This window comes from Streptomyces sp. NPDC039462 (genome assembly GCF_055639375.1).
In genome coordinates this window covers 166050-179253 of record NZ_JBVKAO010000004.1, presented here as the reverse complement: position 1 = coordinate 179253, position 13204 = coordinate 166050, and the positions used below count along the sequence as shown (strand labels likewise).

12 protein-coding genes are annotated in these 13204 nt (G+C 69.6%); 5 read left to right on the top strand and 7 right to left on the bottom strand.

All coding sequences use genetic code 11. The features are described from left to right. Positions 1 to 49 precede the first annotated feature (49 nt). Positions 50 to 961, top strand: a complete 912-nt coding sequence (locus tag ACZ7LU_RS23180) for an LLM class flavin-dependent oxidoreductase (RefSeq protein ID WP_398301743.1) — start codon at positions 50 to 52, stop codon at positions 959 to 961. A 174-nt stretch (positions 962 to 1135) separates the two neighbouring features. On the opposite strand, the gene ACZ7LU_RS23175 is transcribed toward ACZ7LU_RS23180, so the two are convergent. The 4 genes from ACZ7LU_RS23175 to ACZ7LU_RS23160 are packed head-to-tail and all read right to left on the bottom strand — an operon-like array spanning position 1136 to position 5649. Then, on the bottom strand, positions 1136 to 2068 hold the full coding sequence (locus tag ACZ7LU_RS23175; protein ID WP_471917879.1) for a MerR family transcriptional regulator: 933 nt from the start codon (positions 2066 to 2068) through the stop codon (positions 1136 to 1138). Between the two features lie 46 nt (positions 2069 to 2114). Beyond that, complete coding sequence (locus ACZ7LU_RS23170) at positions 2115 to 3023, bottom strand: metal-dependent hydrolase (RefSeq protein WP_471917878.1); 909 nt, start codon at positions 3021 to 3023, stop codon at positions 2115 to 2117. Beyond that, positions 3020 to 4801 (bottom strand): SDR family oxidoreductase, encoded by a 1782-nt coding sequence (locus tag ACZ7LU_RS23165; RefSeq protein ID WP_471917877.1) that lies wholly within the window; start codon positions 4799 to 4801, stop codon positions 3020 to 3022. Before ACZ7LU_RS23165 ends, ACZ7LU_RS23170 begins: the two co-directional genes overlap by 4 nt. Beyond that, positions 4798 to 5649 (bottom strand): M24 family metallopeptidase, encoded by an 852-nt coding sequence (locus tag ACZ7LU_RS23160; RefSeq protein ID WP_471917876.1) that lies wholly within the window; start codon positions 5647 to 5649, stop codon positions 4798 to 4800. Before ACZ7LU_RS23160 ends, ACZ7LU_RS23165 begins: the two co-directional genes overlap by 4 nt. A 260-nt stretch (positions 5650 to 5909) precedes the next feature. Here ACZ7LU_RS23160 and ACZ7LU_RS23155 point away from each other — a divergent pair, with 260 nt between their 5' ends. From ACZ7LU_RS23155 to ACZ7LU_RS23140, 4 genes are read left to right on the top strand one after another with little or no spacing between them, the layout of a single operon-like run. After that, positions 5910 to 6902: an ABC transporter ATP-binding protein gene (locus ACZ7LU_RS23155; RefSeq protein WP_468302152.1), complete on the top strand. Its 993-nt coding sequence runs from the start codon at positions 5910 to 5912 to the stop codon at positions 6900 to 6902. Then, complete coding sequence (locus ACZ7LU_RS23150; RefSeq protein ID WP_471917875.1) at positions 6892 to 7809, top strand: ABC transporter permease; 918 nt, start codon at positions 6892 to 6894, stop codon at positions 7807 to 7809. Before ACZ7LU_RS23155 ends, ACZ7LU_RS23150 begins: the two co-directional genes overlap by 11 nt. Continuing rightward, positions 7806 to 8717 (top strand): ABC transporter ATP-binding protein, encoded by a 912-nt coding sequence (locus ACZ7LU_RS23145; RefSeq protein WP_398301731.1) that lies wholly within the window; start codon positions 7806 to 7808, stop codon positions 8715 to 8717. Before ACZ7LU_RS23150 ends, ACZ7LU_RS23145 begins: the two co-directional genes overlap by 4 nt. A gap of 12 nt (positions 8718 to 8729) precedes the next feature. Continuing rightward, positions 8730 to 9449 carry an ABC transporter permease gene (locus ACZ7LU_RS23140; RefSeq protein ID WP_468561938.1) on the top strand — a complete coding sequence of 240 codons (720 nt, stop codon included), beginning with the start codon at positions 8730 to 8732 and terminating at the stop codon, positions 9447 to 9449. A 71-nt stretch (positions 9450 to 9520) separates the two neighbouring features. Here the strand turns inward: ACZ7LU_RS23140 and ACZ7LU_RS23135 are convergent, their stop codons facing one another. From ACZ7LU_RS23135 to pheA, 3 genes are all read right to left on the bottom strand, one after another. Next, complete coding sequence (locus tag ACZ7LU_RS23135) at positions 9521 to 10345, bottom strand: HAD family hydrolase (protein WP_398301728.1); 825 nt, start codon at positions 10343 to 10345, stop codon at positions 9521 to 9523. After that, the gene (gene serS / locus ACZ7LU_RS23130) at positions 10342 to 11619 is read right to left on the bottom strand and encodes a serine--tRNA ligase (protein ID WP_468561934.1); all 1278 of its coding nucleotides are present in this window, start codon (positions 11617 to 11619) and stop codon (positions 10342 to 10344) included. The genes ACZ7LU_RS23135 and serS overlap by 4 nt, the downstream gene beginning before the upstream one ends. A gap of 618 nt (positions 11620 to 12237) precedes the next feature. Continuing rightward, positions 12238 to 13173 carry a prephenate dehydratase gene (gene pheA, locus ACZ7LU_RS23125; RefSeq protein ID WP_468301771.1) on the bottom strand — a complete coding sequence of 312 codons (936 nt, stop codon included), beginning with the start codon at positions 13171 to 13173 and terminating at the stop codon, positions 12238 to 12240. Between the last annotated feature and the right edge of the window lie 31 nt (positions 13174 to 13204).

Below are 13204 nucleotides of genomic sequence, written 5' to 3'. Positions count from 1 at the left end.
CAGCTCATCCCACGTCCCGCCCCGTCAGCCCCACCGTAAGCTCTGATACATGAGTTTGCGCCTGAGCACCGTGATTCTTCCCGTACGACGCTGGCAGGAGGGCGGCCGCGACCAGTGGCTGCGGGCCGAGGAGCTCGGCTTCCACACCGCGTACACGTACGACCACCTGGCCTGGCGCACCTTCCGCGACGGCCCGTGGTTCGGCGCGGTGCCCACGCTGACCGCCGCCGCGTCGGCCACCGAGCGGCTGCGCCTGGGGACGCTCGTCACGTCGCCCAACTTCCGGCACCCGGTGACGCTCGCCAAGGAACTCATATCGCTCGACGACATCTCCGGCGGCCGGATCACCCTCGGCATCGGCGCCGGTGGCAACGGTTTCGACGCCACGACGCTGCTGAAGAGCGGCGAGGAGCCCTGGACGCCGCGGGAGCGCGCCGACAGGTTCGGCGAGTTCGTGCCGCTGCTCGACCGGCTGCTGACCGAGGACTCGGTGACGTACGAGGGGACCTTCTACTCGGCACTGGAGGCCCGCAACATTCCGGGCTGCGTACAGCGGCCGAGGCTGCCCTTCGCCGTCGCGGCCACCGGTCCGCGCGGTCTGAAGCTCGCGGCCCGGCACGGGCAAGCGTGGGTGACCACGGGGGACCCGAAGCTCTTCGAGGCCGGCACTCCCGAGCAGTCCCGGGAGGCGATCCGGAACCAGGTCGACAAGCTCGGCAAGGCCTGCGCGGACATCGGCCGGGACGTGGCCGAGCTGGACAAGATCCTGCTGACCGGCTTCACCCCTGACCGGAACCGTCCGCTGGAGTCCCTCGACGCCTTCGTGGACTTCGCCGGCCGCCACCAGGAGCTCGGCTTCACCGAGCTCGCGATCCACTGGCCGATCCCCGGCTCCGACTTCGCCGCGGACCAGGCCGTGTTCGAGCAGATCGCCACGGAGGCTGTCCGCCAGCTCGGCTGACAGCCGTCGGGGGCACGCAATCTCGGCGGTCAGCTTTCCGCGCACTTGGCGATCAGTTTCCCGCGCACTCCAGCTCCGGCCATCAGCTTTTCATCGACGGATTTCGGTCCGAAGGTTTGATCCACAGCCAAGTCAAGTTATCCACAGGGTAGTTGGCGATTCTGTGGACAACTTCTAAGCGATAGGCGGCATTTGACCAATATGCCCAGTATCGCCACTAGTTGAGGCCAAGGCGTCCAACGTCCGCTTCTGCACCTCCCTTTCGGCGGCCGCCGCGATGAACGCCGCCGCGTTCTCCACGCCAACCAGGGCCTGCACGGCCCGCATTGTGGAGCCGGGCACCGCCACCGCCTGGGGCTCATCTGCCCGCGGCGGCGGTTCACCGGTGTCAAGGTGCTGCCGAAGGTGCCGGGTGGCGAACAGCCGCATGGCACGCGCGAGTTCGGCGTCGACCGACTGCTGGGCAAGCGGCCTGAGCCTGCGCACGAGCTCCGCGGCCTCGGCCGCGTCCGCCTCGGTCGGCGGGCGATGGCCGAGATAGCGGGCGAAGACGTGCTCCGTCGTGAACTCCAGGAAACGGGACGCTATGTGCTCGACCTGCCCCCTCAACTCCCGCAAATGGCCGGATATCGCCGACAGCGGAACGCCCGCGGCATGCAACTCGACTGCCACCGCAAGCTCTTGGGGGCTCGGCACCAGGAACTCGTCCTCGCGCCCCGGCATCGGTTCGAGCACGCCGAGGGCGACCGCGTCGGCCACCGCCGCCTCGTCCGACGTACCGCCGAAGGCCGCGTCGAGCTCCGCACGGGTGATCCGGTCGGCCTTCTCGTCCGTCCACGGACCGTCGACCTCCGCGGCGAGGCCGAGCACCCCGCCGAGGCCCCTGCCCGCGTCCCAGGCCTCCAGTAGCTCCTTGATGGAGGCCAGGGTGTACCCGCGGTCGAGCAGGTCCGCGATCTGCCGCAGCCGTGCCAGGTGCGCGTCCCCGTACACATTGGACCGGCCGCGCCGCTCCGGGCGGGGAAGCAGCCCCCGGTCCTGATAGGCGCGGATCGTGCGGACCGTGGCGCCGCTGTGGTGCGCCAGGTCCTCGATGCGGTACTCCACGCTGCCCGTCCTCCGTGATGACTTGCCGGGGCCCGCGCCGGGGTCCCTAGGCAGTGGCTGCCCGGCCGATCGCGCCCGCCGCCGCCCGTGCCGCGGGCGACTGCGCCAGATACTCGACGGCCCTGCGCAACGAGCCCTCCTGCGAGGGATGGTACGACCGCCGCAGATAGCGGGGTATGGCCGTGCCGAGCTCGCGCCAGGTGGGCAGCAGCCCCTTGCGGACCGCCCTGTTGTGCTCGGCCAGTGAGTACCGCAGGCGGCCCGCGAGTCGGGGGTCGTGGCGGATCAGATAGGCCGTGCCCCAGATCCACAGGTACAGCATCACGGGCGCCGTGACCGTCATGCCCGCGACCCGGCGGGCGTACCGGGGCAGGCCCTGTCCACCGCAGTGCTGGAACATGTCGAAGGCGACCGCGCGGTGCTCGACCTCCTCCGCGCCGTGCCAGCGCAGCAGGTCGAGCATCACCTCGTCGGACCCGGCGCGGTCGAGGCCCTCCGCGTGCAGGACCCAGTTTCCCAGGACCGCCGTGAACTGCTCGATCGCGGCGATGATCGACAACCGGAAACGCAGCCACTCCCGCGTCGACACCGGCAGCCCCAACGGCGGCTTCTCACCGAGGAGTTTCTCGAAGAGGAAGTCCACGTACCGGGTGAAGTCGGCGGTGTCGAGGTGCTGCGCCGCCAAGTGGTCGAGCACATGCGCGTGCTGCACGCTGTGCGTGGCCTCTTGGCCCATGAACCCCTTGACGTCGCCCCGCAGCACCGGATCGGTGATCAGTGGCAGGCCTTCCTTGAAGACCTTCACGAACCACCGCTCCCCCGCGGGGAGAAGCAGATGCAGGACGTTGATGACGTGGGTGGCCGTCGGCTCGTCCGGTATCCAGTGCAGCGGTGTCCTGTCCCAGTCGAACGAGACCCGACGCGGAACGATCGCGTAATGCTCCTCCGTGCTCACAACGGCGGCTCCAATCGGGCTATCGCGCGCAGGGCCTTGGGGCTGAGGCGGGACATGAAGCGAGCGCCGCGGGCCTCGGGAGTGACCGGAACCACCGCCTGGTTCTTGACCACGGCGTGCAGGATCGCGTCGGCGACCTTCTCCGGCGGGTAGTTGCGCAGGCCGTACAGCCGGGCGGACTTCTTCTGGCGGCGCTTCTCCTCGTCGGCCCCGACACCGACGAAACGGGACGTCGTCGTGATGTTCGTGTTCACGAAGCCCGGGCAGATCGCGGAGACGCCGATGCCCTGGTCCGCGAGCTCCGCGCGCAGGCACTCGCTGAGCATCAGGACGGCCGCCTTGGAGGTGCTGTAGGCGGGGAGGGTCTTCGAGGGCTGATAGGCGGCCGCCGACGCCGTGTTGACGATGTGGCCGCCCTGGCCGCGCTCGGCCATCTGCTTGCCGAAGAGCCGGCAGCCGTGGATCACGCCCCACAGGTTGACGTCGAGGACCTTCTTCCAGTCCTCGCCGGTGGTGTCGAGGAAGGAGCCGGCGAGGCCTATGCCGGCGTTGTTCACCAGGACGTCCACCACGCCGTACTCCGTGGCGACGCGCTCGGCGAGCTTCTCCATGGACTGCTCGTCGGAGACGTCGACCGTCTCTCCCCAGGCGTCCGGGGCGCCGATCAGGCGGGACATCTCCGCCGTGCGGGCGGCGCTCTCCGCGTCCCGGTCGACGGCCACCACGCGCGCGCCCGCCTCGGCGAACGCGAAGGCGGTGGCCCGCCCGATGCCGCTGCCCGCTCCGGTGACCAGGACGAGCCGGCCGGCGAACCGGTCGGCGTACTTCCCGGTGGCCGCGCTGCTCTGCGCGGGCAGGCCGTCTTCGTTCGCCGTGACGAAGTCGCTGATCCAGGCCGACAGTTGGTCGGGGCGAGTGCGCGGCACCCAGTGCTTGGCCGTCAGGGTGCGGCGGACCAGCTGGGGGGCCCACAGCTCGAGATCGTCGTAGAGCCGCTCGGAGAGGAAGGCGTCTTCGGAGGGCGTGATGAGCTGCACGGGCGCGTGCGCGTACGCGTCGGAGCGGGGCCTGCGGAGCCTCGCGCGGATGTTGTCGCGGTAGAGCCAGGCGCCGTGCGCGGCGTCCTGGGGCAGCGACGGCGTCGGATAGTCGCCCGCCGGGACCTTCTCGACGCGCTGGAGGATCTTCGGCCACTGCTTGCCGAGCGGGCCGCGCCAGGCGAGCTCGGGGAGCGCGGGGGTGTGCAGCATGTACACGTACCAGGACTTGGCGCCCTGGCCGAGCAGCTGGCCGACCTTGCGGGGCGTGGGCCTGGAGATGCGGTTCTTGATCCAGTGGCCGAAGTGGTCGAGCGACGGGCCCGACATCGACGTGAAGGACGCGATGCGGCCCTCCGTCCGCTTGACCGTGACGAACTCCCAGGACTGCACCGAGCCCCAGTCGTGCCCGACCACGTGCACCGGCTTGTCCGGGCTGACCGCGTCGATGACCGCCACGAAGTCGTCGGTCAGCTTCTCCAGGGTGAAGCCGCCGCGCAGCGGCCGAGGCGCGGTCGACCTGCCGTGTCCGCGGACGTCGTACAGAACGACGTGGAAGCGGTCCGCGAGGCGCTCGGCGACCTCGGACCACACCTCCTTGGAGTCCGGATATCCGTGCACCAGCAGGACCGTGGGCCGGTCGGGGTCGCCGAGCTCGGCGACGCACAGCTCCACTCCGCCCGTGCGCACCCAGCGCTCGCGCGCGTCCTTCATCTTCGCGGGGACTGCTCCGGTCGTCATGCGGCGGCCCTCTCCTCAGCCCAGCGCCGCACATGCGGCAGGTCGTCGTCCAGCCAGAACGCGCTCTGTTCGGGGTCCTTGGAGTCGGTGACGACCAGGATCTCCTCGAATTTCGCGCCCGTACCCCGGAAACCGAGATGGGGTTCGACCGCCCAGAGCCCCTCCCGGGGCGGGTGGTCGGAGAATTTGTAGGGCGACCACAGCGGGGACCAGCCGTCCCGGTGGCCGCGCAGGGCGTCGCTCGCCAGTCCCTTCAGCGACTGGGTGCCGAACCCGAAGAGGTGCGGGGTCAGCCGGCGCTCCTTGACCCGGTCGACCTTGTGCGCGATGACGCCGAAGGGATAGGCGCGATGGCGGTTGGCATAGCCCTGGCGGACCATGAGCCGGTCCACGGCCTCATAGATCTCCCGGAGCGGGCGGCGCTCGCGCACCTCGCGCAGGATCAGCTCGCGGTGCGCCTCCAGATCGGCGAGGAGCTTGTCGTGCACGGGGTTGAGACCGAGGCAGCCGGAATAGCCGATGTCGGCCGTGAATCCCTTGTACACCGGGGCCATGTCGAGGATGAAGGGCATCCCCGGCTCAAGCTTGCGGTTGGTCGGGAAGAACTGCAGCGGCACCCGGAAGTTCACGAACGCCGTGCGGTCCCCGAACCAGGCGAACGGCAGGTGGAACCAGTCCCGCACACCTCGCTCGCGCAGCCACTCGCGCTGCATCCGCGCGGCCTCGCGCTCCGTCACACCCGGCTTGAGCTGTGCCGCGACCGCCTCCGCGCAGGCATACGCGAGGGTCTGCACTTCTCTGAACCCCCGCAGTTCCGCGGAGAGTTCACCTGCCACTGCTGAGGTCATGCCACCGTCCGTCCCGAGTCCGGTCCACCCGTGTCCGGTCCATCGCCGTACGCGGTCGTAACTTGACACTGATGAATGTGACAATGCCCGGCGGCTACGTCAATAGTTCCGTCCGACCCTGCGGGACAGGTCCGGGAGATCCCCCAGGGGGCGACTTCCGGACGACCCCTACGGGCCCGTAATACTCCAGAGTGAGGGCAGGGCAGGCCCTTGGTCTGACGCGCCGGTGTGGTCTGCGCCACTACCGTCGAAACGTGACTGTGATCGCGACCGAAAGCCTGAGCAAGCGGTTCCCGAGGGTGACCGCGCTTGACCGGCTCTCCATGGATATCGGGCCCGGTGTGACCGGACTCGTCGGAGCCAATGGAGCCGGCAAGTCCACATTGATCAAGATCCTGCTGGGTCTGTCCCCCGCCACGGAGGGCCGGGCCGCCGTGCTCGGCCTCGACGTCGCCACCCGCGGCGGCGAGATCCGCGAGCGCGTCGGGTACATGCCGGAGCACGACTGCCTGCCGCCCGACGTCTCGGCCACCGAGTTCGTCGTCCACATGGCGCGCATGTCGGGCCTCCCGCCGTCCGCGGCCCGCGAGCGCACCGCGGACACTCTGCGCCACGTCGGTCTCTACGAAGAGCGGTACCGCCCCATGGGCGGCTACTCGACCGGCATGAAGCAGCGGGTGAAGCTCGCCCAGGCCCTCGTCCACGACCCCCGACTGGTCTTCCTGGACGAGCCGACGAACGGCCTCGACCCGGTCGGCCGCGACGAGATGCTCGGCCTGATCCGCCGCGTCCACACCGACTTCGGCATCTCTGTCCTGGTGACCTCGCACCTGCTCGGCGAGCTGGAGCGCACCTGCGACCACGTCGTCGTCATCGACGGCGGCAAGCTCCTGCGGTCCAGCTCCACCACCGACTTCACCCAGACCACCACGACGCTCGCCGTCGAGGTCACGGACAGCGACCAACATCCCGACGGCACCCGGGCGTTGCGCGAAGCGCTGCGAGCGCGCGACATCGCCACGGAGACCGGCGGCGAACTGCCCGGCGCGGGACACACGATCCTGCTCACCGCGGAGGGCGAGGAGACGTACGACGTCGTGCGCGACCTCGTCGCCGACCTCGGCCTCGGCCTGATCCGGATGGAACAGCGCAGGCACCACATCGCGGAGGTCTTCAAGGACCAGGACGCGTCCAGGCCGGAGCCCGTCGCCGCGGCCGCACAGCAGACAGGAGGCCGGCGCGATGAGCACTGAGTCCACCCGCGTCCCCGATCCCACCCGGACCCCCGAGTCCACCCGGATCCACAACATCGGCTACCGGAACTACGACGGACCGCGTCTCGGCCGTGCCTACGCCCGCCGCTCGCTCTTCTCCCAGAGCCTGCGCGGCGCGTACGGCCTCGGACGCTCCGCCAAGTCCAAGGTCCTGCCGATGATCCTCTTCGCGGTGATGTGCCTGCCCGCCGCGATCATGGTGGCGGTCGCCGTGGCCACCAAGGCCAAGGACCTGCCCCTCGACTACACGCGCTACGCGATCGTGCTGCAGGCCGTCATCAGCCTCTTCCTCGCCGCGCAGGCCCCGCAGACCGTCTCCCGCGACCTGCGCTTCAAGACAGTGCCGCTCTACTTCTCCCGGCCCATCGAGCGCGGTGACTACGTAGTGGCGAAGTTCGCCGCGATGACCTCGGCCCTCTTCGTCCTCACGGCCGCCCCCCTCCTCGTGCTCTACGTAGGGGCGCTGCTCGCCAAGCTCGACTTCGCCGACCAGACGAAGGGGTTCTCCCAGGGGCTCGTCTCCGTGGCGCTGCTCTCCCTGCTCTTCTCCGGCATCGCACTCGTCATCTCGGCGATCACTCCCCGCCGCGGCTTCGGCATCGCCGCCGTCATCGCCGTCCTGACCATCACCTACGGAGCGGTGTCCACCGTCCAGGCGATCGCCTACGAACAGGGCAGCACCGACGCCATCGCCTGGCTCGGACTCTTCTCGCCGATCACGCTCATCGACGGCGTGCAGACCGCCTTCCTCGGCGCGACCTCCGCCTTCCCCGGAGGGGAAGGCCCTTCGTCCGGTGTCGGCGTCGTCTACGTCCTGGTCGTCCTCGGCCTCATCGCGGGCTGCTACGGCGCACTGTCGCGCCGCTACCGAAAGGTCGGGCTGTGAGCACGATCAACATCGACCACACCTCCCGCTGGTTCGGGAACGTGGTGGCGGTCAACGACATCACCATGAACATCGGCCCCGGCGTCACCGGGCTCCTGGGCCCGAACGGCGCGGGCAAGTCGACCCTCATCAACATGATGGGCGGTTTCCTTGCCCCCTCCACGGGCAGCGTCACACTCGACGACCAGCCGATCTGGCGGAACGAGCAGATCTACAAGAACATCGGCATCGTCCCCGAGCGCGAGGCCATGTACGACTTCCTCACGGGCCGCGAGTTCGTCGTCGCCAACGCCGAACTGCACGGCCTCGACGAGCGGGCCGCCAAGAAGGCGCTGGCCACGGTCGAGATGGAGTACGCGCAGGACCGGAAGATCTCCACGTACTCCAAGGGCATGCGGCAGCGCGTGAAGATGGCCTCCGCCCTGGTCCACGACCCGGCCGTACTGCTGCTCGACGAGCCCTTCAACGGCATGGACCCGCGCCAGCGCATGCAGCTGATGGAGCTCCTGCGGACCATGGGGGACCAGGGCCGCACGGTCCTGTTCTCCTCGCACATCCTCGAAGAGGTCGAGCAACTGGCCTCGCACATCGAGGTGATCGTCGCCGGACGGCACGCGGCGAGCGGCGACTTCCGCAGGATCCGCCGCCTGATGACCGACCGGCCCCACCGCTATCTGGTCCGCTCCAGCGACGACCGTGCGCTGGCCGCCGCGCTGATCGCCGACCCCTCGACGGCCGGCATCGAAGTCGACCTCAAGGAGGGCGCGTTGCGCATCCAGGCGGTCGACTTCGGCCGGTTCACGACGCTGCTGCCCCGGGTCGCCCGCGAGCACGGCATCCGGCTCCTGACGGTCTCGCCCTCGGACGAGTCCCTCGAGTCGGTCTTCTCCTACCTCGTCGCGGCCTGAAAGGGAGCCATCGTGTACAACCCCACAGTCGCCCGGCTCACCTACCGGGCCCTGCTCGGCCGCCGCCGGGCTCTGATCCTCTTCGCCCTGCCCGTCCTGCTGATCGCCATCTCCGCCGCCGTACGCGGCTTCAGCGGCGCCGACGACCAAGTGGCCGTCGACGTCCTTGGCGGCTTCGCGCTCGCCACCATGGTGCCGATCATCGGCGTCATCGCGGGCACGGGCGCCATCGGCCCGGAGATCGACGACGGATCGGTCGTCTATCTGCTGTCCAAGCCGGTCAAGCGCCCCACGATCATCTTCACCAAGCTGATCGTCGCCATTGCCGTGACCATGGCCTTCTCCGCCATCCCCACCTTCATCTCGGGGATGATCCTGAACGGCAACGGCCAGCAGATCGCCATCGCCTACACCATCGCGGCGCTGGTCGCCTCGATCACGTACGCCGCGATCTTCCTGCTGCTCGGCACGGTCACCCGGCACGCCGTGGTCTTCGGGCTCGTCTACGCCCTGGTGTGGGAGGCCCTCTTCGGGTCGCTGGTCTCCGGGGCCCGCACGCTCAGCGTGCAGCAGTGGTCCCTCGCCGTGGCCCAGAAGGTCGGCGAGGGCGACCTGATCACCTCGGACGTCGGTCTGCCGGCCGCGACGGTTCTGCTGGTCGCGGTCACCGCGCTCGCCACCTGGTACGCGGGGCAGAAGCTCAGGACGCTGAAGCTGGCCGGGGAGGAGTAGGCCCAGCGGAGTGGCACGGAGGAGTGGCACGCGCCCCGGAGCGGATCCGGGGCGCGGCCGCGCGCCTCGGGTCAGCCGAGGAGGCGCTCCAGCACCACAGCGATGCCGTCCGCCTCGTTCGACGTCGTCACCTCGTCCGCCACGGCCTTGAGCTCGTCATGGGCGTTGGCCATGGCGACGCCGTGCGCGGACCAGGCGAACATCGGGATGTCGTTCGGCATGTCGCCGAAGGCGATCGTGTCCACGGCCTTCGCACCCAGTCGGCGTGCTGCCAGGGAGAGGCCCGTGGCCTTGGAGAGGCCGAGGGGCAGGAGCTCGACTATGCCCTCGCCCGCCATGGTCACGCCGACCAGGTCGCCCGCGACCTTGCGCGCCACCTCGGCGAGGGCGTCGTCGCTCAGACCGGGGTGCTGGATGTAGACCTTGTTCAGCGGAGCGGCCCACAGGTCGGCGACGTCCGTGAAGGGGACGGCCGGAAGCGGGCCGTCCTGGACCGCGTATCCCGGGCCGACCAGGACCTCGCCCTCGAGGCCGTCACGGCTCGCCGCGAGGGCGAGCGGCCCGATCTCCGCCTCGATCTTGGCGAGCGCCAGGCCCGCCAGCTGCCGGTCGAGCGTCACGGAGGTGAGCAGGCGGTGCTCTCCCGCGTGGTAGACCTGCGCGCCCTGGCCGCACACCGCGAGGCCGTCGTAGCCGAGGTCGTCGAGGATGTGGCGGGTCCAGGGCACCGCACGGCCGGTGACGATGATGTGCGCGGCGCCCGCCGCGGTGGCCGCGGTGAGCGCCTGGCGCGTCCGTTCCGAAACCGTGTCGTCGGGGCGCAGCAGCGTCCCGTCGAGGTCGGTCGCGACCAGCTTGTACGGGAAGGAGGGCGTGACCGGAGCAGGGTGGCTCACTTGGCGATGGGCTCCAGGATCTCTCGGCCTCCGAGGTACGGACGGAGCACCTCGGGCACCACTACGGAGCCGTCGGCCTGCTGGTGGTTCTCCAGGAGGGCCACGATCGTGCGCGGGACGGCGCACAGCGTGCCGTTCAGTGTCGCGAGCGGCTGGATCTTCTTGCCGTCACGCATGCGCACCGAGAGGCGGCGCGCCTGGAAGCCGTCGCAATTGGAGGCCGAGGTCAGCTCGCGGTACTTCCCCTGGGTGGGGATCCAGGCCTCGCAGTCGAACTTGCGGGAGGCCGACGCGCCGAGGTCGCCCGTCGCCACGTCGATCACCTGGAAGGGCAGGCCGAGGCCGGTCAGCCACTGCTTCTCCCACTCCAGGAGACGCTTGTGCTCGTTCTCCGCGTCGTCCGGGTCGACGTACGAGAACATCTCGACCTTGTCGAACTGGTGGACGCGGAAGATGCCGCGGGTGTCCTTGCCGTACGTGCCGGCCTCGCGGCGGAAGCAGGGCGAGAAGCCCGCGTACCGCAGGGGCAGTTTGTCGGCGTCGATGATCTCGTCCATGTGGTAACCGGCGAGCGCGACCTCGGAGGTGCCGACCAGGTAGTAGTCGTCCTTCTCCAAGTGGTACACGTTCTCCGCGGCCTGGCCGAGGAAGCCGGTGCCCTCCATGGCGCGCGGGCGGACCAGGGCGGGCGTCAGCATCGGGATGAAGCCGGCCTCGGTGGCCTGCGCGATCGCGGCATTCACCAGGGCGAGCTCCAGCAGGGCGCCGACACCGGTGAGGTAGTAGAAGCGCGAGCCGGAGACCTTCGCGCCGCGCTCGACGTCGATGGCACCGAGCGCCTCGCCGAGCTCCAGGTGGTCCTTCGGCTCGAAGCCCTCGGCCGCGAAGTCGCGGGGGGTGCCGATCGTGTCGAGGACGACGAAGTCCTCTTCGCCGCCTACGGGGACGTCCGGGTGGACGAGATTGCCCAGCTGCTTGAGGAGGCGCTGGGTCTCCTCGTCGGCCTCGTTCTGGGCGGCGTCGGCGGCCTTGACCGCGGCGGAGAGCTCGCCCGCCTTCTTCAGGAGCTCCTGCTTCTCCTCGGGCGCGGCCTTGGGGATCAGCTTGCCGAGCGCCTTCTGCTCGGAGCGGAGCTCGTCGAAGCGGAGGCCGGACGACCTGCGACGCTCGTCGGCGGAGAGCAGGGCGTCGACAAGTGCGACGTCCTCTCCACGGGCGCGCTGGGAGGCGCGAACACGGTCGGGGTCCTCACGGAGCAGGCGAAGGTCAATCACCCCTCAAGGCTACCGGTGCGCGCTTCCGGCCCACGACTCCATATTCCATTGTGTACGTTATGCCCGGTTTGCCGGAATGTGAATTCCCGCTTCGGGTCGGCCGGAAAAGCTCCGTCCCGGGCAGTCCGACCTGCGGTCAATAAAAAGGGCACTATTCCCCGAAAGGGGGCAGAGCGTGTCTGCGGCCTTGACCGGAACCCCTTGCGGGAGGCGGGACTTGGGCGGTCCGTCCACCGCGGTTGTCCACAGGAACCAGCGCCTCCGGACGGTTATCCACAGGGTGTGCGAAAGATCTGTGGATGTCGGAACGGGCCGTTTCCAAAGCTCCTCACACGCACGGGGAATCCCTTCCCAAACCACCCGCACACCCTCTTTCGAGTGGAAATGCCTCGCTCTAAAGAGTTGATCAATAGAAAAGAGTGGACGAGGGGTGACGTGCGGGCCTGTGGACGGACTTGGGGGCTGTGGGCCGATTTGTCGACCATGTCGCGCTTCGTTGTCGACTTGTCCCCAGGTCGAGACGCGCGCCTGTGGATAACTTCTGTGGACAACGTAAATCTGCAGGTAGGACCGCAGGAATGGCCGCGGGGACGCCACCAGAAGGTGGCGCGGGGCTGGCTAGAAACGGCCGTCCTGGCAGTGCGCCAGCCAGTCCGACGCCGCGATGAACTCGCTGTCCGTCGTGCCGGGTCGCAGCGGCCTGACGTCCTCTGTCGACACTCCGGCCCGCGGATACGAGCCGAGGAAGCGCACCTGCGGACAGATCCGCTTGAGTCCCATCAGGGCCTCGCCGACGCGGCGGTCCGTGATGTGTCCCTCGGCGTCCACCGAGAAGCAGTAGTTGCCGATGCCCTGGCCCGTCGGTCGTGACTCGATGCGCATGAGGTTGACGCCCCGCACGGCGAATTCCTGGAGGAGTTCGAGCAGGGCACCGGGGTGGTCGTCGCCCAGCCAGATGACGACGGAGGTCTTGTCGGCCCCCGTCGGCGCGGCGGGGCGGGCCGGGCGGCCGACCAGCACGAAGCGGGTCTCGGCGTTCGCCGCGTCGTGGATCTCGCTGACCAGCGGTTCGAGGCCGTACGTCGCCGCCGCGAACTCACCCGCGAAGGCCGCGTCGAAGCGGCCCTCCTGGACCAGCCGGGCGCCGTCCGCGTTCGACGCCGCCGACTCCCACAGGGCGTCGGGCAGGTGCGCGGCCAGCCAGTTGCGGACCTGCGGCTGGGCCACGGGGTGGCCCGTCACCGTCTTGATGTCCTTGAGCTTCGTGCCGGGCCGCACGAGCAGCGCGAAGGCGATCGGCAGCACGACCTCGCGGTAGATCATCAAGGGGTCGCCCTTGGCGAGCTCGTCGACGGTGGTGGTGACGCCGCCCTCGACCGAGTTCTCGATCGGCACCAGCGCCGCCGCCGCCTCGCCGCCGCGGACCGCGTCCAGCGCGGCGGGCACGGAGACCATCGGGACGAGTTCCCGGGCGGCCGCCTCGGGCAGTGTGCGGAGAGCCGCCTCGGTGAAAGTGCCTTCGGGGCCCAGGTACGTATAGCGCGTCGCCGACATACCGTCACCCTAATGGGCCCGACGTGGCCCG